Source organism: Bradyrhizobium sp. 23, assembly GCF_023073295.1.
GTDB lineage: Bacteria > Pseudomonadota > Alphaproteobacteria > Rhizobiales > Xanthobacteraceae > Bradyrhizobium > Bradyrhizobium canariense_D.
The window spans coordinates 48,607-69,706 of record NZ_JADPJF010000014.1; the positions used below are offsets into that span (position 1 = coordinate 48,607).

Annotated in this window: 20 protein-coding genes; 9 read left to right on the plus strand and 11 right to left on the minus strand. The window is 64.8% G+C overall.

The features are described 5' to 3' along the window. The 4 genes from IVB32_RS02365 to IVB32_RS02380 all read left to right on the plus strand — a co-directional run. The coding region (locus IVB32_RS02365) for a hypothetical protein (protein ID WP_247409683.1) at window positions 1-1,967 on the plus strand (1,967 nt) is incomplete at its 5' end. Window positions 1,968-2,229: 262 nt separating this feature from the next. After that, entirely contained in the window at window positions 2,230-3,276 is a 1,047-nt protein-coding gene (locus tag IVB32_RS02370; RefSeq protein WP_085352652.1) for an alpha/beta hydrolase, read from the plus strand. A 221-nt stretch (window positions 3,277-3,497) separates the two neighbouring features. Beyond that, window positions 3,498-3,902, plus strand: a complete 405-nt coding sequence (locus IVB32_RS02375) for a DUF2946 family protein (protein WP_018454959.1) — start codon at window positions 3,498-3,500, stop codon at window positions 3,900-3,902. Between the two features lie 147 nt (window positions 3,903-4,049). Beyond that, the gene (locus IVB32_RS02380; protein ID WP_247372659.1) at window positions 4,050-6,407 is read left to right on the plus strand and encodes a TonB-dependent receptor; all 2,358 of its coding nucleotides are present in this window, start codon (window positions 4,050-4,052) and stop codon (window positions 6,405-6,407) included. Window positions 6,408-6,429: 22 nt separating this feature from the next. Here IVB32_RS02380 and IVB32_RS02385 read toward each other — a convergent pair whose 3' ends face one another. The 5 genes from IVB32_RS02385 to IVB32_RS02405 form a co-directional block, all read right to left on the minus strand. After that, window positions 6,430-7,587, minus strand: a complete 1,158-nt coding sequence (locus tag IVB32_RS02385) for a hypothetical protein (protein ID WP_247372656.1) — start codon at window positions 7,585-7,587, stop codon at window positions 6,430-6,432. A 31-nt stretch (window positions 7,588-7,618) separates the two neighbouring features. After that, the gene (locus IVB32_RS02390; RefSeq protein ID WP_247372653.1) at window positions 7,619-8,320 is read right to left on the minus strand and encodes a methyltransferase domain-containing protein; all 702 of its coding nucleotides are present in this window, start codon (window positions 8,318-8,320) and stop codon (window positions 7,619-7,621) included. 37 nt (window positions 8,321-8,357) lie between these two features. Next, window positions 8,358-8,873, minus strand: coding sequence for an N-acetyltransferase (locus tag IVB32_RS02395; protein WP_018454963.1), 516 nt, complete (start codon window positions 8,871-8,873; stop codon window positions 8,358-8,360). Window positions 8,874-8,939: 66 nt separating this feature from the next. Further along, window positions 8,940-9,887 (minus strand): glycosyltransferase family 2 protein, encoded by a 948-nt coding sequence (locus IVB32_RS02400; protein WP_247372650.1) that lies wholly within the window; start codon window positions 9,885-9,887, stop codon window positions 8,940-8,942. A gap of 62 nt (window positions 9,888-9,949) precedes the next feature. Beyond that, window positions 9,950-10,441, minus strand: a complete 492-nt coding sequence (locus tag IVB32_RS02405) for an NUDIX domain-containing protein (RefSeq protein WP_085352656.1) — start codon at window positions 10,439-10,441, stop codon at window positions 9,950-9,952. Between the two features lie 80 nt (window positions 10,442-10,521). On the opposite strand from IVB32_RS02405, the gene IVB32_RS02410 reads away from it, so the two are divergent. Then, the gene (locus IVB32_RS02410; RefSeq protein ID WP_247372648.1) at window positions 10,522-11,403 is read left to right on the plus strand and encodes a metallophosphoesterase; all 882 of its coding nucleotides are present in this window, start codon (window positions 10,522-10,524) and stop codon (window positions 11,401-11,403) included. 39 nt (window positions 11,404-11,442) lie between these two features. Here the strand turns inward: IVB32_RS02410 and IVB32_RS02415 are convergent, their stop codons facing one another. The 3 genes from IVB32_RS02415 to IVB32_RS02425 form a co-directional block, all read right to left on the minus strand. Beyond that, window positions 11,443-11,997, minus strand: a complete 555-nt coding sequence (locus IVB32_RS02415) for a hypothetical protein (RefSeq protein ID WP_018454967.1) — start codon at window positions 11,995-11,997, stop codon at window positions 11,443-11,445. A gap of 199 nt (window positions 11,998-12,196) precedes the next feature. Next, window positions 12,197-12,403 carry a hypothetical protein gene (locus IVB32_RS02420; protein ID WP_007595122.1) on the minus strand — a complete coding sequence of 69 codons (207 nt, stop codon included), beginning with the start codon at window positions 12,401-12,403 and terminating at the stop codon, window positions 12,197-12,199. A gap of 30 nt (window positions 12,404-12,433) precedes the next feature. Then, window positions 12,434-14,065, minus strand: coding sequence for an isocitrate lyase (locus IVB32_RS02425; RefSeq protein ID WP_247372646.1), 1,632 nt, complete (start codon window positions 14,063-14,065; stop codon window positions 12,434-12,436). A 221-nt stretch (window positions 14,066-14,286) separates the two neighbouring features. Between IVB32_RS02425 and IVB32_RS02430 the strand changes: the two genes are divergently transcribed. Beyond that, window positions 14,287-15,732 (plus strand): short-chain fatty acyl-CoA regulator family protein, encoded by a 1,446-nt coding sequence (locus IVB32_RS02430; RefSeq protein ID WP_018454969.1) that lies wholly within the window; start codon window positions 14,287-14,289, stop codon window positions 15,730-15,732. A 138-nt stretch (window positions 15,733-15,870) separates the two neighbouring features. Here the strand turns inward: IVB32_RS02430 and IVB32_RS02435 are convergent, their stop codons facing one another. Continuing rightward, window positions 15,871-16,164 (minus strand): antibiotic biosynthesis monooxygenase, encoded by a 294-nt coding sequence (locus tag IVB32_RS02435; protein WP_007607017.1) that lies wholly within the window; start codon window positions 16,162-16,164, stop codon window positions 15,871-15,873. A gap of 229 nt (window positions 16,165-16,393) precedes the next feature. On the opposite strand from IVB32_RS02435, the gene IVB32_RS02440 reads away from it, so the two are divergent. Beyond that, a complete protein-coding gene (locus IVB32_RS02440; protein WP_018454970.1) occupies window positions 16,394-17,200 on the plus strand; it encodes a hypothetical protein in 807 nt (268 codons plus the stop codon). A gap of 164 nt (window positions 17,201-17,364) precedes the next feature. Next, window positions 17,365-17,706, plus strand: a complete 342-nt coding sequence (locus IVB32_RS02445; protein ID WP_018454971.1) for a hypothetical protein — start codon at window positions 17,365-17,367, stop codon at window positions 17,704-17,706. A 194-nt stretch (window positions 17,707-17,900) separates the two neighbouring features. On the opposite strand, the gene IVB32_RS02450 is transcribed toward IVB32_RS02445, so the two are convergent. Together IVB32_RS02450 and htpX are read right to left on the minus strand one after the other, a co-directional pair. Next, window positions 17,901-18,542: a tetratricopeptide repeat protein gene (locus IVB32_RS02450; protein WP_026232851.1), complete on the minus strand. Its 642-nt coding sequence runs from the start codon at window positions 18,540-18,542 to the stop codon at window positions 17,901-17,903. A gap of 134 nt (window positions 18,543-18,676) precedes the next feature. Next, on the minus strand, window positions 18,677-19,609 hold the full coding sequence (gene htpX, locus IVB32_RS02455; RefSeq protein WP_026232852.1) for a zinc metalloprotease HtpX: 933 nt from the start codon (window positions 19,607-19,609) through the stop codon (window positions 18,677-18,679). A 186-nt stretch (window positions 19,610-19,795) separates the two neighbouring features. Between htpX and IVB32_RS02460 the strand changes: the two genes are divergently transcribed. Continuing rightward, a complete protein-coding gene (locus IVB32_RS02460; protein WP_247372644.1) occupies window positions 19,796-21,097 on the plus strand; it encodes a lytic murein transglycosylase in 1,302 nt (433 codons plus the stop codon). Window positions 21,098-21,100 lie beyond the last annotated feature (3 nt).

Genomic DNA, 21,100 nt, shown 5'->3' on the forward strand with positions numbered 1-21,100 from the left:
CGCGGGCGCGCGGCGCTGCCGTGCGCGTGGCCGCGCTGGCGCTGTTCCTGCTGGCGCTCGCCAATCCCTCCTTTACCCGCGAGGACCGCGATCCCCTCACCTCGGTCGCCGCAATCGTCGTCGACAAGAGCCCGAGCCAGAATTTCGGCAACCGCAATCGCGAGGCTGCGACGGCGCAGGAAGCGCTGGTCGACAGCCTGAAGAAGATCAAGGGGCTCGAGGTCCGCGTCGTCGATGCCGGACAGGCTGACGGCGAGACCGACGGCACCAAGCTGTTCGGGGCGCTGGCCTCGGCCTTGTCGGACGTGCCGGTCGACCGCGTCGCCGGTGCGTTCCTGATCACCGACGGCCGCGTCCACGACATTCCGGCCAACGCCGCCGGGCTCGGCTTCCAGGCGCCGGTGCACGCGCTGATCACGGGGCAGAAGGACGAGCGCGACCGCCGTATTGCGGTCATCGCCGCGCCGCGCTTCGGCATCGTCGGGCAGCCCCAGACTATCACCTACCGCCTCGACGACCAGGGCGTCAGCGGCGAGCGCGCCAAGGTCACCGTCCGCAGGGACGGCGAGGTCATCAACGAGCGCACGCTTTCGAGCGGCCAGGCCGCAAGCGTCGACGTCGACATTAAGCATTCCGGGCCGAACATCGTCGAGATCGAGGCCTCGCCGCTCGAGCGGGAATTGACGCCGGTGAACAACCGCGCCGTTGTCGCCATCGACGGTGTGCGCGACAAGCTGCGCGTGCTGCTGGTCTCAGGCGAGCCGCATTCCGGCGAGCGCACCTGGCGCAATCTGCTCAAGTCCGATGCCAGCGTCGATCTCGTCCACTTCACCATTCTGCGGCCGCCGGAGAAGCAGGACGGCACACCGATCAATGAATTGTCGCTGATCGCGTTTCCGACCCGCGAGCTGTTCCAGCAGAAGATCAACGAATTCCAGCTGATCATCTTTGACCGCTATGCCCGCCAAGGCGTGCTGCCGATCGCCTATTTCGACAACATCGCACGCTACGTGCGTTCCGGCGGCGCGGTGCTGGTCTCGGCCGGCCCCGACTACGCGTCCAACACCAGCATCTGGCGCACGCCGCTGGATTCGGTGCTGCCGGCCGAACCGGTCGGGGTGACGGAAAAACCGTTCTACGCCCATCTGTCCGACGTCGGCAAACGCCATCCCGTCACGCGTGGCCTCGAGGGCTCCGCCTCCGAGCCGCCGCGCTGGAGCCGGTTCTTCCGCACCGTCGATACCCGCAATGCGGTCAACCCGCCGGTCATGACGGGCGTCGACGGCAAGCCGCTGCTGTTCCTGTCGCGTTTCGGCGAGGGCCGCGTCGCACTTCTGCTCTCCGACCACATCTGGCTGTGGGCGCGCGGCTATGAAGGTGGCGGCCCGCATCTCGATCTGTTGCGGCGGATGTCGCACTGGCTGATGAAGCAACCTGATCTGGACGAGGAAGCGTTGCGCCTGCAGGTGCAGGGCAAGAATCTCGTGGTGGTGCGCCAGACCATGGCGGACAGCGTTCAGCCGGTGAGTGTGACCTCGCCGTCGGGCGTGTCGCGCGACCTGACGCTTGCAGCGGGCGATCCCGGCGAATGGCGCGCCAGCCTGCCGGCGAGCGAGCTCGGCCTGTGGCAGGCCACCGACGGCACGCTGAAGGCGCTGATCAATGTCGGCCCGACCAATCCGAAGGAGTTTTCGGAAGTCACCTCCACCACCGAGACGTTGAAGCCGCTGACCCAGGCGACCGGCGGTGACGCCGTGCGCGTGGTCGACGGCGCCAGCGTCGAGCTGCCGCGCATCCTGCCGGTCCGCTCGGCGAGCGTCTTCCATGGCGACGGCTGGATGGGCGTGCGGATGCGCGACGCCAGCGTGGTGAAGGGCGTCGGCGTGCTGCCGATCTTCGCTGGCGTGATCGGGTTGCTGCTGCTGCTCGGAGCATTCGCCGCGACCTGGCTGCGCGAAGGGCGGTAGGCGGCTTACTCGCCTCCGTTCGCTTCCCCTTAGTCAGATAAAATCCCCATCCTCCCTTCTTCGCCGGAAGCTCCATAGCACCTTCGCCCCCGAACTCGGTCGAATGTAGCGCGTTGTGAAATCTGGGGCCGGTTCTTCCTCGGCGCTGGGCAGGCGCGTCCCTGTCCAGGCATCGCTCCCCGCGGACAAGAGCAGTTCTCGACGGAGCCTTCGCAGCACCCAAACCGCGCGAGCGCTCAGTGAGAAGCGGAGTTACTCGACCATGACAGACCGACTTCAACCGATCAGTTCTGAAGCCGAACTATCGCTCGACCAGCGCACGTTCAGCTCGCCTCGTCAGACAACGCGCTATATCGAGTGCGGGCCGGCCGACGGACCGTTGATGATCTTCGTCCATGGCTGGCCGAGCATCAGTTTGATGTGGCGCGCGCAGATGGAAGCGTTTGCCGCCGACGGTTGGCACTGCGTCGCTCCCGATCTGCGCGGCTACGGCGGCTCTTCCACGCCCGCAGCCAACGACGCCTATACCATCGAGGAAATCGTGACGGACATGGCCGAACTCCATGATGACTTGGGCGGCAAGCCTGCGATCTGGGTTGGCCACGACTGGGGCTGTGTTGTGGTCGGTGAGTTGGTCGCGCATCAGCCAAAGCGCAGCCGCGGAGTCGTGCTGACCTCGCTGGCGTATCAACCCGACGGGCACGCCCTGCGCACAGTCGTCCCGCTGGTCGACCGGACGATTTATCCGGTCGACCAATATCCGGATGGCCAATGGGATTACTACCGTTACTACAACACGCACTTCGAGGCGGCAGTCGCCGACCTCGATGCAGACTTGGCAGCATCGCTGGCGTCGATCTTTCGGCCAGGCGACCCCGCCGGCATCGGCAAGGTTTCGCCGAATGCGATGGTCACGCGCAATGGAGGGCGCTTTGGCGCCGCGCACCGCGCTCCGCCGACTGAGCCCGATTCGGCTCTCTGGCCGCCGGCGGACTTCGACGTGCTGGTGCAGACGTTCAAGGCTCATGGCTTCCGCCCATCCTGCGCGTGGTACATGAACGACGACGCCAACATCGCCTATGCGCGCAAGGCACTCAATGGCGGCCGCCTGTCGCAGCCGGTGCTGTTCGTTAACGGCGACTTTGATCAGATCTGCAGCATCACCGGAAATCGCCAAGGTGACCCGATGCGCGCCACCTGCCCGGACCTGACCGTAACGAGCATGCCCGCAGGGCATTGGCTGCCGCTGGAGCGCAAGGCAGAACACATCGAGGCCATCCGCACCTGGCTCCGGAGCAAAAAGCTCTGATGCCACCTGCTCGCGCTGACACTGAGTCCAATCGCCGTCCGCGTAAGCCGTTTGACAGGTCCTCAGCCTAGGCTTTCAGTTGCCTGCACGACACGGCAAGGAGCCGGCCCGCTCGGGTCGGCTCGACAGCGGTTGACATCCGCTGACGGATTGCGCGATGTTACATTATAACATCGCGGGATCAGGGGATGATACCTCGCGATGTGGGGTGGCGTTTCCAGATGAAGTGGTTCCGGTCGAATATCAGGCACGGCGCCCGGCTCGCGATCTTCGCGATGCTGGTGCAGTTCGCGCTGACGTTCGGCCACAGCCATTGGTTCGCCCAGGCGGCTCCCCTCGCCCAGTCCTCGCTGCAGCAGACCGACGGCGCCCAAGCTCCCGCTTCGATCGACCGTTCCGCGGTCGAGAGGCAATCGCCATTGGCTCCTGACAGGGAGCAACCGGGCGAGGACAATTGCGCGATCTGCGCATTGGTCGCGATGGCGGGCACCGTCTTGTTCGCGGCGCCGCCTGTGTTGCTGCTGCCGCAGGCGATCGACCTGCTCTACCGCACCACCGACGCCGAATTCGTCCACCTGAAATCGGCCGGTACGGCATTCCAGCCCCGCGCCCCTCCCGCGTCCTGACTTCCACAACGCTTGATCACGCCCGGGCTCGCCGCTTTCAGGCGCATTCCCGGGAGCAGCTGAAGTCGAATTCCGTCGCGCAGCGACGGCAGGCCGCCTCCGATCAGCAGACGAACATGCGGACGGCGCCTGACTGGAATCAGGACCATGTCATTCAAATTGCGGCGCGCGCAGCGCCTTGGCGGAGCAAGCCTGCTCCTGCTCGGCGCCGCCACCTCGGCGCTGGCCGAGGATAAGTCATCGACCGAGATCCCCGCCGTCACCGTGACGGCTCCGAGCCCCATCGTGCGCAGGGCGGTGGTGCCGACCCGCAACCCCGGTCGTCCCACCCGAACCGCGCGGGCACGCAGCCACCAACGCGCTGCGGACGCCACGCCGGCAACCTCCACGCCGGCCGCACCTCAGCAGGGCGTGCTGCCCATCGTGACCAACCAGTTCGCGACGGTCACGGTGGTGCCGAACGAAGAGATCCGCCGCGAGGGCGGCGGCCAGCTCGGCGACCTCCTGTTCTCGAAACCCGGCATCACCGGATCGAGCTTCGCGCCCGGCGCCTCCAGCCGGCCGATCATCCGGGGACTTGACGTCAACCGCGTCGGCATCGTCGAGAACGGCACCAATGCCGGCGGCGCCTCCGATCTCGGCGAGGATCACTTCGTTCCAATTGATCCGCTCGCGACCAACCAGGTCGAGGTGGTACGCGGGCCGGCTGCGCTGCGCTATGGCTCGACCTCGATCGGCGGCGTCGTCAGCGCCACCAACAACCGGATTCCCGACGCGCTGCCGACCTGCGCTCCGTCGTTCCAGACCTACGGCATGCCGACGAAGGCACCGCTCGCAGCGGCCGCGACTTCGCCTTGCGTCACCGCCGAGACGCGCAGCGCGTTCAGTTCGGTTGACCGCGGCGTCGAAAGCGGCGTGCTGCTCGACACGGGCGGCGGCAATTTTGCCTTCCATGCCGACGTCTACGGGCGCAACACCACCGACTACAGCATCCCGAGCTACCCGTACCTCGCCGACCAGACCCGGCCCGTCGCCAACGGACGCCAGCCCAACTCGGCGACGCGCTCAGACGGCGCCTCGATCGGCGGCTCCTACTTTTTCCAGGGCGGCTATATCGGCGCGGCGATCACGCAGAACGACTCCCTGTACCACATCCCCGGCATCGACGGCGCCGACCACAACACGCGGATCGACGCCCATCAGACCAAGATCAACGTCAAGGGCGAGTACCATCCCGACGCTACGGCGATCGACGTCGTTCGCTTCTGGGCCGGCGCGACCGATTACCGGCACAACGAGATCGGGCTTGCCGATCCCGCCGATTCCAACACGGACGGCGTGCGGCAGACCTTCACCAACAAGGAGCAGGAGATCCGCACCGAGGTGCAGCTGATGCCGTTCAACGCGCGCTTCGCCGAGGTGACGACGGCGCTGGGCTTCCAGGTCGGCCATCAGGAATTGAGCGCGCCGAGCCCGGACAATCCGGGCACGCTGTTCAACGGCCTGTGGGACCCGAACAACAGCACGCGCGTTGCCGGTTACGCGTTCAACGAGTTCAAGTTCACGGACGCGACGCGGGCGCAGATCGCCGGCCGCATCGAGCATGTCGAGCTGCACGGGACGACGCCGGATTTTCCCGCGGACTTCCTGCCCGACGGCACGCCGCAGGCGGGCATCGGCCGTAATCCGTCCTTCACGCCGAAGAGCGGCAGCATCGGCCTGTTGCAGGACCTGCCAGGCGGCATGGTCGGCAGCATCACCGCGCAATATGTCGAGCGCGCGCCGAAGGCCGCCGAGCTGTTCTCGCGCGGCGCACATGATGCGACCGCGACCTTCGACATCGGCAACCCCAACCTCACCATCGAGACCGCGAAATCCGTGGAGGTCGGCCTGCGCAAGGCAACGGGGCCGTTCCGCTTCGAGGCGACGGTCTACTACACGCATTTCAACAACTTCATCTATCGCCGTCTCACCGGCGTGATGTGCGACGACGACTTTGCCTCGTGCGGCACGCCCGGCGCCGAGGTGAACCAGGCGGTCTATTCGCAGCGGGACGCGAACTTCCGCGGCGGCGAATTCCAATCGCAGCTCGACGTCGGTGCATTGCAGGGCGGCATCTGGGGCATCGAAAACCAGTTCGACGTGGTCCGGGCCACCTTCACCGACGGCACCAACGTGCCGCGCATTCCGCCGGTGAGACTGGGCGGCGGCGTGTTCTGGCGCGACGACAATTGGCTGATGCGCGTCAATCTGTTGCACGCCTTCGCTCACAACGACGTCGCGGTGATCGCGGAGACGCCGACGGCGGGCTACAATTTGCTGAAGGCCGAGGTCAGCTACAAGACCAAGCTCAACCCGAATGCATTCGGCGCGCGCGAGATGCTGCTCGGCCTCGTCGGCAACAATCTGTTGAACGAAAACATCCGCAACTCGGTGTCCTACACCAAGGACGAGGTGTTGATGCCCGGCATCGGGGTACGGGCGTTCGCGAACTTCAAGTTCTGAAAGCGCGATAGCTAGCCGGACTTCATCGTGCTGTGGCTGAGGCGGCCGCTTCGGGGCCCCCCTCTGATGCCTCCTGAAACAGCACGGCAAACAGCAGGGTCCACAATGTCAGGAGAGAAATAGGGATCGTGTAGTACGGCGTCGCGATCGGATAGGTGAAGAAGAAGGCGAGGTTGAGCGCCAGATTGGCGATCGTGAGCAGCGCGACGCGGCGAATGCCGTTCGCCTGCCGCAACAGCCAGATCGAGCCTGCGATTCCGATGACGATCAGCAAGGTCTGGAGCGGATCGGCCAGATAGTCCCGGACCACCGCGAACGAAAAATCCAGTGGCCTGACATCGGGATTGTTGCCGTAGGTCGATGCGAACGGACTGCCGGCGTTGACGGCGTAAGAGACGATGGTCGGGATCACGCCGGCCAGCAACGCGACGCCGAACACAAGCCCCTGCAAGAACCGGGACATCGTCCGCTTCGTAAGAAACGCGACGAGGAGAAAGAGACCATAGCCCGACGCCAGGAAAAGGTTGGCCAATCGAAAATCGACGGTCAATCCGAGCAGGAAACCGATTGGCGCCAGCAGCCAGATATTCGGTTGAGATCGCGGGCCCGCCAGCCATCGCGCCGTGAGACATCCTGCGAGCGCGCACACGACGACCGTCGGGGCCATCGAATAGCTCGCCTTGACCGGATTGACCATCAGGTAGATCGCAAGACAGCCGAACGTCCCGGCCATCAGGACCAACCTCATGCTGCGCGCGAGAGAAAGCGCAAACAGCGCAAAGCCCAGGACGACAATGGTCGCCAGCATGTACATGGGCGCGACCTGGTGCCCTGGCGGAAACAACGCCAACACGAGGCCGACGCCCGGCGGGTATTGAATGACGACCTTCCCCGTGGCCGGCATCAGATTGTGACATGGCGCCGCGGTCGTATCGTTCCAGTCGGGGTAGCCGATCTCCTTCAGCTTTGCTTTCTGATAGCCATCGTCGTCGCGGGTGAGGCTGGTGTCGAATCCCTCCACCAGCCCGAATCTCTGGAACAGATGCGCCTGCCGCAGGTAGCAGATGTCGTCATAGACGCCGCGCGCCTCGTTCCATCGCATCATGGTCCAGAAATGGCCGACCAGCACCGCGAGAAACAACACGACGAAGAAGGCTTTGCTGGTGTGGATCTTCTTCATCGGGATCATGCTGGGGCGGGAGGCGGCTGCTTCAGCGGAATGCGAGATAGAGATTGGACGATAGCAGGCCGAGCGACAAACCGGTGTAGCCCACGGCCGCGGACTTGGGGTTGGAGGACTTAGCACTCGCAGACTTGGCAACCAGCGCGGCGAGCCCCAGCAGCCGTTTTCGCGTCATCAGGATCAGATTCTGCTCGTCGGTCCATTCCGACTTGCCGGCGATCATGCAGGCGATCCTGAAGGTGCCGTCCAGATAGTGCGCCAGCGGGATGGCCGTGTGGTGCTCAACCGGAAAGAACCTGTTGGGCACCGTGATGAAGACCCGCCGCGCGACGCGGCCAAGCTCCTCGACCAGGAGCACCTGGTTTTCATGGCTGCCGGCATGCTCGAGCACGGCATTGGACGTCGCGACGTCGAACGCATTGTCGTCAAACGGCAGCCGTGTATTCGGTTCGATCTGCACGTAACGGCAAAGCGGAAAAGCCGCCTTGAACCGGATACCTTCGCCGAGCCCGCAAGCCGTGATCTTGTGCTGATGCGGGTAGCTTCGCTCGAGCACGTTGGCGCCGTCGTTGATCACGTCGGACACGCCGACATCCAGGATCTCGTCCGCCGAGGACGGCTGCATCTGGGCGATGAAATCCTGGTAGATGCGGTCGCGCGCCGCGATCAGCAGCTTTTCCGCCGTGCTCCCGGACGCCACTTCCCGGTAATATTGCTGATCGACCGGCACTGCCCTACCTTCATGTGAGCTTCGAAGCGAGGGCGCGTCAGGTTCGCGTCTTGCTCCAGTCGGGACCGACCGGCCCCGATACGCCTTCGAACGCGCCCTCGACCAACTCGATGACGAGGAGCCGGCTGTAATCGACCGGGCCCGGCATGGTGACGCGTCCCTTGGGGACTTGCTTGAAGCCGACGCGGCTGTAATAGGGTTCGTCGCCGACCAGCAGCACCAGGCGATGGCCCTGCGCCTTGGCATCCTTCAGCGCGCGCTCGAGCAGCAGCCGGCCGACGCCGCGGCTGCGGAACGGAGGCTCGACCGTCAGGGGCCCGAGCAGCAACGCCGGCGTGTCGCCGACGCAAATCGGCAATTGCCGGACGGATCCGACCAGCAACGTACCGACGCGGGCGGTGAAGGATAGATCGAGCACATGGTCCACGTGCTCGCGGATGCGGTACGCGCTGAGCACGAAGCGGCCCGGTCCGAAGGTGCGTTCGTGCAGCCGCTCGATCGCCTGAGCATCGCCGACAGCTTCCGACCGGATGGTGAGGGAAAGATCGTTCATCGCGTCGGCGGGATATCACCTTGGAGGGCAGCGGTCTATACGATTGCGCCCGGCCCCCGAGGCATTTCAGCTCCTCCCGAGCGGTGGTTGGGACAGGTAGGCGAGCATCTTCATTTCCCGCCGCCCGCGCGTCACGGTGTCGAGCACGAGCCCTGACGAAGCCGAAAGCAGCGCCATGATCATCAGGCCCATGGAGAGGACGGCGGTCGGCAGGCGCGGTACCAGGCCGGTTTCGAGGAAGGTGATCACCACGGGCAATCCGAAAGCGATCGACAGCAGCGCGAAGACGATGCCGATCGCCGAAAAGAAGCGCAGCGGCCGCTCCAACCGGTTGAGCTTCAGCATCGTGTTGAAGATGCGCAACCCATCCTGCCAGGTATTGAGCTTGGAGAAGGAGCCTTCCGGGCGCGCATAATAGGGCGTCTCCACCTCGGCGACCGGCAGCGACAATTCCAGCGCATAGACCGCGAACTCGGTCTCGATCTCGAAACCGCCGGACAGGACGGGAAAGGATTTGACGAAGCGGCGGGAGAACACGCGGTAACCGGACAAGATGTCCTTGAAGGCGTGACCGAAGGTCGATGCCAGGAAGCCAGTGAAGAGCTGGTTGCCGATGCGATGACCGCGCCGGTAGGCCGCTTGCGATTGATCGACACGCAGGCCGACAACCATATCCAGATGCTCGTCGAGGAGCTGGTCGATCATGCGCGACGCGCTCGGCGCGTCGTAGGTCGCATCGCCATCGACGAGCACGTAGATGTCGGCTTCGATGTCTGCGAACATGCGGCGAACGACGTGGCCTTTGCCCTGGCGCCGTTCGCTGCGCACGATCGCTCCCGCCTCGCGCGCGACCGCCGCGGTACGGTCGGTCGAATTGTTGTCGTACACGTAGACCTCGGCCGCAGGCAGGGCCTTGCGGAAATCGGCGACGACCGTCGCGACGGCGGCTTCCTCATTGTAGCAGGGCACCAGCACGGCGACCCGAAATGGCCATGACGTCGTCGATTCAGACAATCTTCATCCCTCGTCCATGCGCCGACACCGCAGGCGCGGCGATCTACTAGCACGGGCAGCCATCATCGCCACGTCGCAATCCGCGGCCTGTCGTGCAGGACTTCGGCGATCCGCAACCGCGTGCCCGGCGTGGTCCCCTCGGGCAGCGCAGTGACCGCGAAGAATCCGCACTCCGCGATCTCGCGGTTGGGCGCGGGCAGGCGATCCTGCTTGAACTGCCTGACGACGTAGACCGCGACATGGTCGCGGCGGGAGACGTGGCTGTTGAGGAAGATGCCGTGCAGCACGGCGTCGCCGGTGAGATCGATATCCCCCTCCTCCTTGAGCTCGCGGCGCATCGCGTGCTCCATGGTCTCGCCGAGATCGACGCCGCCGCCGGGCAGATACCAGCCCGTGACGTAGCTGTGCCTGACCAGGAACACCCTGGTGTCGGCATCCACCACCACGGCGCGGACGCCGAGCGTCATCCCGCGGACCAGCAGGAAATAGGCGTGGAAGATTCGCCGCAGCAGCGGCTCGAATTTCCGTCGGACGCTGTTCAGACGTTCCCCCATCGGGCTCCCTTGATGCCCCGCTTGCACCTAGCCTGCGACCTTGCCATTACAGCGGACGAATAGCGAGGCAATCGCCCCCCATGGCTCCCTTCACGCTCGCCCATCTGTCCGACCCGCATCTGCCGCCGCTGCCGAAGCCCCGGCTGATCGAGCTCGCCGGCAAGCGCGCGTTCGGCTATGTCAACTGGACGCGCAACCGTCACAAATACCAGCGCCGCGAGGTGCTCGACGCCCTTGTCGCCGACGTGAAGGCGCAAGGTCCCGACCACATCGCGGTCACAGGCGATCTCGTCAATCTGGCGCTGGAGGCGGAGTTCGCGCCGGCGCGCGCCTGGCTCGACGGCGTCGGTCCGCCCGACCGCGTCACCACGATTCCCGGCAATCACGACGCTTATGTCCGCGCTACCTTTCATCGCTTCGGCGAAACCTTCGCGCCCTATCTTGCGGGCGACGATGGCTGTATCGGCTTTCCGAGCCTGCGCCGGCGCGGGCCGCTCGCACTGATCAGCCTGTCCACGGCGGTGCCCACCTTGCCGTTGATGGCGACAGGCGCGCTCGGACGCGAACAGCTCGCGGCGCTCGAAGAGGTGCTCGAGCGGCTCGCAACCGAGGACGTCTTTCGCGTGCTGCTGGTGCATCATCCCCTGAAGTCCGGCGCGCGCCACAAGCGCATGACTGACTCCGCCGGGCTGCTGACGCTTTTGAAACGCCACGGCGTCGAGTTGATCCTGCATGGACACGACCACATTCATTCGACGATGTGGTTCGAGGGACCCAACGGCAATATTCCGGCCCTCGGCGTGCCGTCGGCCTCCGCGCTCGCGCACGGCCGCACCCCGGCTGCGGCCTACAATCTGTTCACGATCGAGAAGGACAACGCCGGCTGGCGTTGCGAGCAGACGGTGCGGAGCCTGGGGGTTGGACTTCAGATCGGACAGATCAAGCATGTGAGATTGATTTGAGGCCGCCCGTCATTGCTCGCAATGACGACGGCGAACGTCTCACCAGCTCCGCAGCGCCGCGAGCACGGCAACACCGAACAGCGCGGCGGCGCCGAGCACAAATCCGAACACGAACGGCCACACGCGCGAGCGGCGCCGCGGCGGCGCTAGCTCGGGCTTCGGCTCGGGCGGGACCACCATCGCATGCTCGCGTTCGATCATGCGGCGGGCGACATAATCAGTCACGGCCTCGACGATGACAGCGGTGTCGTGCGATTCGGCGAGCACGATGCGGCCGAAGCGGGTGTCCTGCACGAAGCGGTACATTCGCTTGTCACGCCCCATCAAGATATGCGCGACGACGTCGATCCAGAGCCTGGGCGTGTCGCCCTGGCTGATGCCACGGTCGAACAGGTCGATCTGATCGGGCACCTGCGCGAACAGGGGATCGAGCGAATCGTTGAGGATCTCGAGCCGCGCCACCTCGGCATCGCGCAAATCGACGACGACGCCGGTCCGGTCGGCGGCCTCGATCCGCGCGCGCAACAGCGCATCGCGCAGCCGCACCGGGCGCGGCTGGCTGGGATGGATCCCGCTGGTCTCGGGCTCTGACATTGGCGGCCTCGTCCTCACTTGGCGGGATTAACCTATCAGCAACCAAAGTGTCCGCAAAGGGCCTACAATTCCAGTGACTTACGACGCCCACAAATCTTTCACCTGTGCCAAAAACAGACGGTCCCACCCGGCTTTCGCCGGATGGGACCCTCCGTCCTTGGACGTCTTCTTATTCAGATTGGCATGCAAGTTCAGATTGTCACGCCGAGACCCGCGACGGCTCTTCCACGATCGAGAAGCGGACGCCCGCCTTGTGGCGGTTCTCTTCCGAGACCGAGCGCCAGGCGTCCTCGGCCTCCTTGCGGGTCTTGAACGGACCCTGCACCTGGGCCGAACCTTCCACGAGCTTGTGGAAGTTCATCGAACCGAACTCGCCGCCGATCACCCAGAAATTGCTGTTGGTCATTGTCAGTCTCCTGTCGATTAGCGTGATGCGTTAGCCGAACTGGTTCATCGTGTTGTGGGCACCGCCCGCCTTCAGGGCAGCCTCGCCGGCGAAGTATTCCTTGTGGTCGTCGCCGATGTCGGAGCCGGCCATGTTCTGATGCTTGGCGCAGGCGATACCCTGACGGATCTCGGCGCGCTGGACGTTCTTGACATAGCCGAGCATTCCCTGGTCGCCGAAATATTCCTTCGCCAGATTGTCCGTCGATAGCGCCGCCGTGTGATAGGTCGGCAACGTGATCAGGTGGTGGAAGATGCCGGCACGCTTGGCCGAATCCGCCTGGAAGGTACGGATGCGCTCGTCGGCTTCCTTCCCCAGCGGCGTATCGTCGTATTCCGGCTTCATCAGCTCGGCACGATTGTACTTGCTGACGTCCTTCCCGGCTTCCTTCATGGCGTCGTAGACCTGCCAACGGAAGTTGAGGGTCCAGTTGAACGAGGGCGAGTTGTTGTAGGCCAGCTTCGCGTTCGGAACCACCTTGCGGATCCGGTCGACCATCTTGGCGATCTGCTCGATATGCGGCTTCTCGGTTTCGATCCAGAGCAGGTCGGCGCCGTTCTGCAGCGAGGTGATGCAATCCAGCACACATCGGTCTTCGCCGGTGCCCGGGCGGAACTGATAGAGATTGGAGGGCAGGCGCTTCGGACGCATCATCTTGCCGTTGCGGTTGATGATGACGTCGCCGTTGCGGGCGTTCTCCGCGGTCACTTCCTCGCAATCCAGGAAGCTGTTGTACTGGTCGCCGAGGTCGCCGGGCTTGTGGCTGACCGCGATCTGCTGGGTCAGGCCGGCACCGAGCGAGTCGGTGCGGGTCACGACGATGCCGTCTTCGACGCCGAGTTCGAGGAAGGCGTGGCGGCAGGCCCGGATCTTGGCCAGGAACACCTCGTGCGGCACGGTGACCTTGCCGTCCTGGTGGCCGCACTGCTTTTCGTCCGAGACCTGGTTCTCGATCTGGAGCGCGCAGGCACCCGCCTCGATCATCTTCTTGGCGAGCAGATAGGTGGCCTCCGCATTGCCGAAGCCGGCGTCGATGTCGGCGATGACGGGCACGACATGGGTCTGGAAGTTATCGATCTTCTCGATCAGCTCCTTCTCTCTGGTCTTGTCCCCTTCCTTGCGGGCCTTATCGAGGTTGCGGAAGATATCGTTCAGCTCGCGCGAATCGGCCTGACGCAGGAAGGTGTAGAGCTCTTCGATCAGCGCCGGCACCGAGGTCTTCTCGTGCATCGACTGGTCCGGCAGCGGGCCGAACTCGGAGCGCAGCGCCGCGATCATCCAGCCGGACAGGTACAGATAGGTGCGATCGGTCTTGCCAAAGTGCTTCTTGACCGAGATCAGCTTCTGCTGGGCGATGAAGCCGTGCCAGCAGCCCAACGACTGCGTGTACTTGGTGGGGTCGCCGTCGTAGGCGGCCATGTCGGCCCGCATCAGCGCCGCGGTGTAGCGAGCGACGTCGAGGCCGGTCTTGAAGCGATTCTGCAGGCGCATGCGGGCGACGGCCTCGGCTGACACCCCGTTCCAGGTCGGCTGGGTCTCCAGGAGCGACCGGGCCGCCTCGACCTCACTCTGATACGAGGCAGGGGCCTGGAAGGTGCTGATGCCGCGGGGCTGGTACTTCATGTGCCTGATCCTTTCACGACGATGGCACCGCCATCGACATTATTGACAATGCATTGCGAGATGCGTGTCAGAAGCTAAACGCGAGAAAGCCTAGCTCGTATAGTAGTCTTGTATTTGAATGGTGCTGTCATGTAACATAGGTGATTGTATAAATGTCACTTTGTAAAACTTGTAAAGAATATAGGTCATTAAGACTGCCTTACGACTTTGGAGACCTGAGAATGCCCGCCGGATCCGGTAAGAAGCTCTTCGTCGGCCCGCGCTTCCGGCGGATCCGGCAGCAATTGGGGCTGTCGCAGACTCAGATCGCCGAGGGGCTCGGGATCTCGCCGAGCTATGTCAACTTGATCGAGCGCAACCAGCGTCCGGTGACTGCGCAGATCCTGCTACGGCTGGCCGAAACCTACGACCTCGACCTGCGCGACCTCGCGACCGCCGACGAGGACCGCTTCTTCGCCGAACTCAACGAGATCTTCTCCGACCCGCTGTTCCGCCAGATCGACGTTCCCAAGCAGGAACTGCGCGATCTGGCCGAGCTTTGCCCCGGCGTCACCCATGCGCTGCAACGGCTCTATGCCGCCTATACCGAGGCCCGCCAGGGCGAGACGCTGGCCGCGGCGCAAATGGCCGACCGCGACGTCGGCACCCGCTATGAGGCCAATCCGGTCGAGCGCGTCCGCGAGCTGATCGAGGCCAACCGCAACTACTTTCCGGAACTCGAGCAGGCCGCGGAGACTCTGCGCGACGGACTGAACGTGCCGGCCGAAGAGCTTTATGCGGCACTGGCGGCACGGCTGCGCGAAAAGCATTCGATCCAGACCCGCATCATGCCGGTGGACGTGATGCGCGAGACGCTGAGGCGCTTCGACCGCCATCGGCGCCAGCTCCTGATCTCCGAACTGGTCGACCCGCCCGGCCGCGCGTTCCAGCTCGCCTTTCAGCTCGGCCTCGTTGAATGCGCGCAGCATCTGGAGACCATCATCGGCCGCGCCGGCGCGCTCGACGACACACCGCGCCGCCTATTCCGGATCACGCTCGGCAACTACTTTGCGGCCGCGGTGATGATGCCCTACCCGGCCTTCCTGGCCGCGGCAGAAGCGTTGAACTACGACATCCATCTGCTGGCGCAGCGCTTCAATTCCGGCTTCGAGCAGGTCTGCCATCGGCTCACCACCCTGCAGCGGCCGAACGCGCGCGGCATCCCGTTCTTCCTCTTGCGCGTCGACAATGCAGGCAATGTCTCGAAGCGATTTTCGTCGGGCACGTTCCCGTTCTCGAAATTCGGCGGCACGTGTCCGTTGTGGAACGTGCACTCGACCTTCGACACGCCTGACCGCCTGCTGAAGCAGGTGATCGAGCTGCCGGACGGCACGCGCTATTTCTCGATCGCGCAGATGGTGCGCCGCCCCGTCGCGCCGCACCCGCTGCCACAGCCGCGCTTCGCCATTGGCCTCGGCTGCGAGATCCGTCACGCCGCGCGCCTCGTCTACGCTGCCGGCATCGATCTGGAGAAAACGGAGGGCACGCCGATCGGCGTCAACTGCCGTCTCTGCGAGCGCGAAAACTGCGCCCAGCGCGCCGAGCCGCCGATCACGCGCACCCTGATCCTGGACGAGACGACGCGGCGGGTGTCGAGCTTTGCATTCTCGAATGCGAGGGAGCTGTAAAGCACACCGCTGTCATGCCCCGCGAAGGCGGGGCATCCAGTACGCCGCGGCCTATCGGTTCAATCCCTGCCATCTCGGAGTACTGGACGCCCGGTCAAGCCGGGCGATGACAGTTGAATGTGCGGCTGCACCCAATCCCTACGCCAGCGTATGCACGATCACCGGCCCGGCGGCGGCGCGGGCGTCGCCTGCAAGCAGCGCGCCCAGATCCTTCTCGATCCAGGCGATCGCACGCCTGTTCGCCTCCTCCGCCTGCTCGAATTTGTCGAAGATCGAAATCGCCGTGACCGTGTCGTCACCGGCATAGACGACGTAATAGGCGCGGAAGCCGTCGACGTCGCTGATGATCGGAACGGCGCCTTCCTTGATACGGCGCGCCAGCTCTTCGGCGCTCCCGCTTTTTGCCTTGGCCTGACGGATGGCGGCATACATGGCATCCTCGCTTCCGGCTATCTGGTTTGAGGGCTTGGTGCCCGGACCGCATGCTACGCCGAAGCGCGCGGGCAATCCACGCTTGGTTAACTCGGCGCTAATTCAGTTCCGCGATCCGCAACGATCGATTAAGCACGCCTCAACATCGCTGCCTTAGTCTCGCCCCACTCACTTTTCGCAAACAACGGCGGCTTATTCTGCCGCGTGAAGTGACATCAGGGGGTTCATCATGCGCATTGCGTTGCTGCTGACCGCGACCATTGTCGGCGCGCTCTTTGCCAATCCATCCCATGCCGGACCGCTGGATCCGTCCTCCGGCGCAGCGCAGGCGTTACCGCCGGGCTTCCAGAGCTACCGCGGCTACATGTTCGACCTGTCGGAGAATTCCGACCGCAAGGATGTCGACAAGCTCACCGACAATGTGAAGAGCCAGATCGACGTGGTCGAGGCTGCCGGCCTCTCGCCGCGCGTGCTGCGCTTCTTCCGCACCGTCCCGATCATCGCCAGCGAGCTGGCCTGCCTCGACGAAGGCGCCGCGACCGCGTGCTACGGCCGGGTCACGCCTGACATCCAGCGCACCGCTCCCCGCACGCTGACGGTCTGGGACCCCAACAAGCAGCGCTGGAGCAATCCGAACGCCGTCGACCTCGCGGTCGATTCCGGCCTCGGCGTGATCATGCTGCGGCCGGATATGATGCGTTACGAAAAGGAAGCGGTGCTGCTGCACGAGCTCCTGCACGCCTACCATGCGCGGCTGTTGCCGGACGGCTACGCCAACAAAGGCGTGATCGGCTATTACGCCTACGCCAAGTCCAAGGATCTCCTGCCCAAGGAGTCCTATGCGCTGAAGAATCACATGGAATTCTTTGCGGTGACCGCCAGCATCTTCCTGGCCGGGAAGAGCGAATTCCACGACCCGAAGTCGCGCGAGGCGCTCAAGGAGAAGTTGCCGGACTATTACAAGTATCTGGTGGGGGTGTTCGGCTTCGACCCCGATCCGGCAGCTGCGAGCGGCCCGGTCGCCTCGCTGAAGTAAGACAGACAGCGCAAAACCAAGGCAGAGAGCCGCGCGCACAGCGCGGCTTTTTTGTTTTGGTCACCGGAAGCTGCGGATGACGCGCGGCCGGGAATTGCCAAGGTGGGGCCCGATCTGCATAGTCCCGCCCGCATCGATACCGTTTTCGAAGAGGATAGAACAACATGGCGGACGCCGACCTGGATGTCGTGATCCGGCAACTGGCCAGACAGCTGCATACGGGCCTGATGACCCGCGCCAAGGAGCGCCGGGATCGATTCAACGGCCTTGCGGCCAAGGCCAAGGGCAAGGAGACCGGCGACCGCTTCAAGATGATGGCCAAGGCCACCATGGAGCAGGCCGTTGCCGCCGCCAAGCGCCTGCAGATGTCCGCCGACAACGTCGCCGACAGCTACGCGCGGTCGATGCGGATCGCCGCCAGCACACCGGTCGCGGTGAAGGTGGAGAAGAAGGCGCCCAAGGAAAAGCCGGTGAAGAAGGCGAAGAAGGCCAAAACCAAGAAGTAGGAGCGCACTTTCTTCCTTCTCCCCTTGTGGGAGAAGGTGGCGTGAAGCGCCGGACGAGGGGTGGTTTCCGCGAATTCAACTGCAGCAGACTCACGCGCGGAGAGATACCCCTCACCCGTCTCGCCGCTTCGCGGCGAGCCACCCTCTCCCACAAGGGGAGAGGGTTGCAGCGGCGCACGCAGCTCTAGATATCTCTACCGCCCTGGCGCGGCGAGCCGGGTCGGCTCGGCGCTCGCGAGTTCAGCGAGTTTTGCGCGTGCCGCGTCGCGGGTGCGGGCATCCTTGCCGGCGGGCAGCGCCAGCGCGGCTTCGAAATCGGCGCGCGCTTCATTCGCCTGGCCACGCGCCAGGAAGGCGAGGCCGCGATCGAGCCGAGGCTGCGCATCGGAGGGGTCGAGGCGGACCGCGGTGTTGTAGCTCAGGATCGCGCGATCGAGATCGCCGGCGGCCGCGAGCGCGAGACCGCGCTGGTGATAGGGCGCGGCGTGCCTGGGATCATGCGCGATCGCCTCGTCGTAATCCTCGATGGCAAGTTCGAGGTCGCCGTTCTGCCGGCGCGCCAGCGCCCGATCGCGATAGAGCGAGGCACGGTTGGGATTGAGATGGATGGCCTCGTCGAAATCCGCGATCGCCCGCCGCCAGTCGCCGTGGCGCAACGCGATCCGTCCGCGCCCCTCATAGGCGAACGCGATCAGCGAGCCGCGCAGCGGCGAGAAGCCGATCACCGCCGAACAGATGTCGGGCTCGTCCTCGTCTCCGCAATTGACGACGGTGTGCGTGGACAGGCCAATCAGCACGCCCACGACGATCAACAATGGTACTGCAGCTTTGGTCATCTTCGACGGTGGCAGGCAGAGGGCCGGCCACGCATCCCCTTTCGCAGGAACTGTCACGGCAGGGTGTTAACACCGGCCGGGACCGTCCTGTGTGCGACAGGTCACAAAGCGTGCAAATTAGAGCCGCTGCTGCGTCAGCCCCAAGGCCCGCGCGAGGAGGAGCGGCCCCACGGGCTCCGCGGCGGATAGTTCTCATTGGCGCCGACCGACGGCGACGCCTGCGCACCAAGCTCGGCTGCGAGCTGCTGAAGCGCCGCGATGCGATTTTGCGTCGAGGGATGGGTGGCAAACAGATTGTCCACGCCGTGGCCCGACAGCGGATTGATGATGAACATGTGCGCGGTGGCTGGATTTCGTTCCGCCTCGAAATTCGGGACCTGATGCGCCGCGCTTTCGATCTTCACCAGCGCCGATGCCAGCCACATCGGCTGACCGGCGATGCGTGCGCCGAGATTGTCCGCGGCGTATTCGCGGGTGCGGCTGATCGCCATCTGCACCAGCATGGCGCCGATCGGGGCGAGGATCATCATCAGGATCGAGCCGACGATGCCCGGGCCGTTGTTGTCGCGGTTGCCGCCGAAGAACATGCCGAACTGCGCCAGCATCGAGATCGCACCGGCAATGGTCGCGGTCACAGTCATCAGCAGCGTGTCGTGGTGCTTGATATGAGCGAGCTCGTGCGCGATCACGCCCGCAAGCTCCTCGCGGCTGAGCTGGTGCATCAACCCGGTGGTGACCGCAACCGCGGCATTCTCGGGATTGCGCCCGGTGGCAAACGCGTTGGGCTGCGGCTCGTCCATCAGGAACACGCGCGGCATCGGCAAGCCGGCGCGGGCCGCTAGCTCGGCCACGAGCCCGACCAGCTCCGGTGCGCTGCTGCGGTCGACCTCATGGGCGCCATACATGGACAGCACCATCCGGTCGGAGTTCCAGTAGGTGAAGAGATTGGTCGCCGCGGCAATGACGAGCGCAATCATGGCGCCGCCGGCACCGCCGATCAGATAGCCGACGCCCATGAACAGGGCGGTGAGGCCTGCGAGCAGCATTGCGGTACGAAGATAATTCATGGCCGTCTCCCGAGGCCGGCCGTAGCCGCTGGAGGCGTTGCGGGCCGGCGAGCATGAGGTAGGGATGACCCCGGCCCGCCCGCAAGGTTTCAAGGTGCGTCGCGGAGCCGCGGCACTGGTTTGAGGTCAATCGTTCCATTAAGCTTGGCCGAGAATCCAAGCGTCTCCTCCCCTTGCGGAAACCTCATGCTCCAGACCCGATTTGCGATCGCGGCCGCCGCCCTGCTCACGCTCGCCCTTCCCGCCTCTGCCCAGTTCGCGCCGCCGCCGGCAAAGCCCGCGGCTCCCAGGGCCACTGGGCCCTCGCCGCGCGCGGCGTCGTGCCATAACGGGGCGAACTTCGATCGCTTCCTGGTCGACGTGAAACAGCAGGCCGTTGCCGCCGGCGTGTCGCAGCGGACGATCGCGGCGGCCTCGCCTTACCTCGTCTACGACCAGGGCATCGTCAATCGCGACCGCGGCCAGCGCGTGTTCGGCCAGCTCTTCACCGAATTTGCCGGCCGCATGGCCGCGCCCTATCGCATGCAGAACGGCCAGCAACATATCAAGCAACATGCGGCCGCGTTCGCACGCGCGGAAAAGGAATACGGTGTGCCGCCGGCAGTGATCGCCGCGTTCTGGGGACTGGAGAGCGATTTCGGCGTCAACATGGGTAATCTGCCGACACTGAAATCGCTGGTGTCGCTGGCCTATGATTGCCGCCGCTCGGAGATGTTCGTGAACGAGACCATCGCCGCGCTGAAGATCATCGACCGGGGCGACCTGCAACCGGACGAGATGGTCGGCTCCTGGGCCGGCGAGCTCGGTCAGACCCAGTTCCTGCCCGTGCATTACGTCAACTATGCCGTCGACTATGACGGCGACGGCCGACGCGATCTCCTCCGCAGCGAGGACGACGTGATCGGCTCGACCGCGAACTACATCGCCAACGGCTTGAAGTGGCGGCGCGGCGAGCCGTGGCTGGAGGAGATCAAGGTGCCGCAGAACCTGCCGTGGGATCAGACCGACCTCACGGTGCAGCTGCCGCGCTCAAAATGGGCGCAGCTCGGGGTTGCCTATCCCGACGGCCGGCCGCTGCCGAACGACAATCTCGCGGCCTCCGTGCTGCTGCCGATGGGACGCTTCGGTCCGGCCTTCATGGCATACCCGAATTTCGCGGCCTACACCGAGTGGAATAACTCGCTGATCTATTCGACCACCGCGGGCTATCTCGCCACCCGCATCGCGGGCGCGGCTCCGATGCGAAAGCCGTCCACACCGGTCGCGCAGCTGCCATTCAACGAGCTCAAGCAATTGCAGCAGCTTCTGGTCCAGGCTGGCTTCAATGTCGGCAAGGTCGACGGCGTGCTGGGCCAGCAAAGCCGCGCCGCGGTGAAGGCGATGCAGATCAAATACGGTCTGCCGGCCGATTCCTGGCCTTCGGCCGAACTGCTCGCTCGCATGCGTGGGGGCACGGCACAGGCGCAGCCAGTGGGGACGATCCGGTAAGCA